Annotated in this window: 1 protein-coding gene and 1 pseudogene; both read right to left on the bottom strand. The window is 64.5% G+C overall.

Going from position 1 to position 1554, the window contains the following annotated elements:
• On the bottom strand, positions 1-281 hold a 281-nt coding region (locus JCM12296_RS34710), incomplete at its 3' end, for a hypothetical protein (RefSeq protein ID WP_157068193.1).
• Positions 282-1516, bottom strand: a pseudogene (gene selA / locus JCM12296_RS37615) (L-seryl-tRNA(Sec) selenium transferase).
• Positions 1517-1554: the final 38 nt, after the last annotated feature.

Raw genomic sequence — 1554 nt, 5'->3', positions numbered from 1 at the left:
CCGGCCGTGGTGGCGTCCCCATCCGGGTCGGCCGCTGCCGCAATCGCGGTACCGATGTCCATGGCCAGGACCAGGATGGTTGTCGCCGTGGCCATTTGGGCCTCGATCGCCGCCATGAGCGTTTCCTGGCGGTCGAACATTTCCGGGAATCGGCCGGAGAGATCGGCCGACGGACCGCTGTCCGTGCCTTGCCCGTCGACCCGATGGCTCTCGGCGGGTGAGAAGAGGAACTCCTGGGTCGTGCTTCGATTCTTGAACGGAGATAGCGCTTCTTTTGCCATTCATTCACCTTGTTTGACGGATTCGTCGGGAATGCGACTTTCACCCTGTTTATTGCCCGTCGATTCAGATAGGAGTGCCGCAAAGGCGGTCTCGATCATCTCCAGCTCTTCCTCCTGCAGGGTCCGGGGATCGATGATGAAACGGTCGTTTTCGATCCGGCCGATGATCGGCGGCGTGTGGTTGCGCAGCCATGCCTCCAGGGCATTGGCCGATCGGTCGGCCAGGCGGATGCCCAGGCAACGGCTGGGCAGGTTGAGCAGGGGGAGCGAGCCGCCGCCGGCCTTGGACGCGAGATCCATTGGATCAACGCTCAGGCGGTTGTCACCCAGCCCGTCGAGGCGGGCTTTCAGCTCCGCGGCGCGCCCCTGGATCACCGATAGGGGCAGGGTCAGCATGCGCAGGGTGGGGATTGCCTGTATGGCCGTGGATTCGTCACGGTAAAGGGAAAGGGTCGCTTCCAGGGCCGCCAGGGTCATTTTGTCGATCCTGAGCGCCGGGTGAGGGGGTTGGCCTTGATGCGGTCGATGTGCGCCTTGCTGCCCAGGATGATTCCCGCCTGGGGACCGCCCAGAAGTTTGTCGCCGCTAAAGGTGACCACATCCACGCCCGCCGCCAGGGATTCCTGCACGGTCGGCTCCTTGATCAGCCCATAGGCGGAAAAATCCACCAGGGTGCCGCTGCCCAGATCTTCCATGACCGGCAGTTGGTGGTGCCGGCCGATGTCCACCAGGTCGGGCAGGGAGACGGCCGCCGTGAATCCCACGATACTGTAATTGCTGGTGTGCGCCTTGAGCAGCATCCCGGTCGCCTCGCCGATGGCGTTTTCGTAATCCCGGGGGTGTGTTCGGTTGGTGGTGCCCACCTCCTTGAGGATCGCGCCGCTTTTGGCCATGACGTCGGGAATCCGAAAGGCCCCGCCGATCTCAACCAGCTCGCCCCGGGAGACGATCACCTCGCGGCCTTTGGCCAGGGTGTCCAGGCAGAGCAGCACGGCCGCGGCGTTGTTGTTCACCACCATGGCGGACGCGGCCCCCGTGAGTTCGCAGAGAATACCCTCCACCGCACTGTAGCGTGAACCGCGACGGCCCTGTTCGAGATCGAATTCCAGGTTGGAGTAGCGGCTGGAGATGGTCGCCAGATGGTCCAGCACCACGGGCGACAACAGGGAACGGCCCAGGTTGGTGTGCACCACCACGCCGGTGGCATTGATGGCCCGTTGCAGCCTCGGGGCCATGACCCGCGTGGCCCGCTGCCTGACCGCCGCCACCAGGG

Origin of the sequence: Desulfosarcina cetonica JCM 12296 (genome assembly GCF_001311845.1) — a bacterium.
In the GTDB taxonomy this organism is placed as follows: domain Bacteria; phylum Desulfobacterota; class Desulfobacteria; order Desulfobacterales; family Desulfosarcinaceae; genus Desulfosarcina; species Desulfosarcina cetonica.
The sequence above is the reverse complement of the archived record's forward strand: the minus strand, read 5'-3'. Positions and strand labels throughout refer to the sequence as shown.